Annotated in this window: 2 protein-coding genes; both read left to right on the top strand. The window is 70.6% G+C overall.

Features of this window, described 5'->3' with window-relative positions:
* The coding region (locus VIU94_RS06950; protein WP_331908669.1) for a transcriptional regulator at positions 1-1,083 on the top strand (1,083 nt) is incomplete at its 5' end.
* A gap of 107 nt (positions 1,084-1,190) precedes the next feature.
* A partial coding sequence (locus VIU94_RS06955) for a DUF6415 family natural product biosynthesis protein (protein WP_331908671.1) occupies positions 1,191-1,540 on the top strand: 350 nt, incomplete at its 3' end.

Raw genomic sequence — 1,540 nt, forward strand, 5'->3', positions numbered from 1 at the left:
TACAGCACCATCGTGAAGGCGGAGCAGGGCAGCAAGCCCGCCTCGCCGTACACCATCAACCGCATCGCCGAAGCCCTGCGCGTCAGCGTCGCCACGGTCAACGGCCAGCCATACGTCGAGGAGCTCCGCGCGGACGAACTCGATGTGCTGATAAGGCCGATCCGCGAGGCGCTGGACGTATACGACCTCGGCGCCGACCCGGAAATCGTGCCGCGCCCGTACGAGCTCCTGGCCGGGGACGCCGAGTCGCTGCTCGTTGCCGTGCGCGCCGGGGAGATCAAGAACGCTGCCAGCCAACTACCGGGGCTGATTCAGGAGGTGACGACCGCCGCCCACGCCGCGCCGCAGGATGAACTGTGGCGGCTTCTCGCGTCCACGTACCGGTCGGCGTACGACGTCGCTTCGAAGCTCGGCTACGGCGACCTGTCCGCCATCGCACTGGCCCGCCTGGAGTGGGCCGCCGAACGCGGATCGTCCGCCGCATGGGGCGGCATGTACCGCTACTTCCGCGCCCTGAACTACCTTCGTGAAGGCCAGTACCGGACGGGGCAGCGGCTGACCGACCTCGGCCTGCGGATCGTCGAGCAGGCCGACCCTGGCCGGGAACGGGACGTGGTCACCGGGCAGCTGCATCTCGGGGCCGCGGTCATGGCAGCCCGTTCCCAGGACGGCAGCCGCGCGGACAGCCACCTCGGCGAGGCCGAGCGGATCGCGACGGCCACGGGCGAGGCGGTGCAGGTGCACTACCTGGCGTTCGGGCCAACGAACGTACTGGTGCACCGGACCAGCGTTCTCGCCGAGCTGGACGAGTACGATCGCGCGGCGGAGCAGGGCCGCCAGGTGGGTATTCCGAAGGACTGGCCGGCGTCCCGCCGCTCGCACCACTTCGCGGAGCTGGCTCGCGCGCAGATGTGGACCGGCGACCTCGACAGCTCTTTCCAGAACCTGCTGAAGGCCCGGAAGGCGGCACCGCAGCAGGCTCGCTATCACGCCACGGTGCGGGAGACGTACACGGGACTGGAGGCGGCGCACCGCCGGCTGCCGGATTCGTTCCTGTCGTACGGCACCTGGCTGGGAGTCTGACAGAGCGTTAAGCCTTGGCCCCGGCTGTCACCAAGTGGTGGCAGTCGGGGCCTTGTTGTGCCTCCACCCTGGTCTCACCCAGTCGCCAACGACGCCAGGGAGCGGGCATGTCCGAGCATGAGCAGCACGACAGAGCCACGGTGGAGGTGCACCTCGGCGCGCTCCTCGTGCAGGTCTCAGACGCCATCGAGGAGCACGCCGAGGGCACCGCGCAGGCGGACATCCGCCGCGCCATCGACATGCGCGCCCACCCCGGCGACGAAGCCCTCGCCCTGCTCATCGACCAGCTGCTGACGCACTGCATCACGCTGGCCGCCGGCGTCGGCGAGATCCCCGCCGACAGGCGGCCCCAGCGCGGCACTGCCGCCGTCGAGCACTGGGCCGAGCTCCGCACCGCTGGCCCGGCAGACGGGCCCGTCGGCACCTGGTCCTACGCCCGGCAGCTCGCGTGCGTCGC

The sequence above is a fragment of the Streptomyces sp. genome, from assembly GCF_036566765.1.
In the GTDB taxonomy this organism is placed as follows: Bacteria; Actinomycetota; Actinomycetes; order Streptomycetales; family Streptomycetaceae; genus Streptomyces.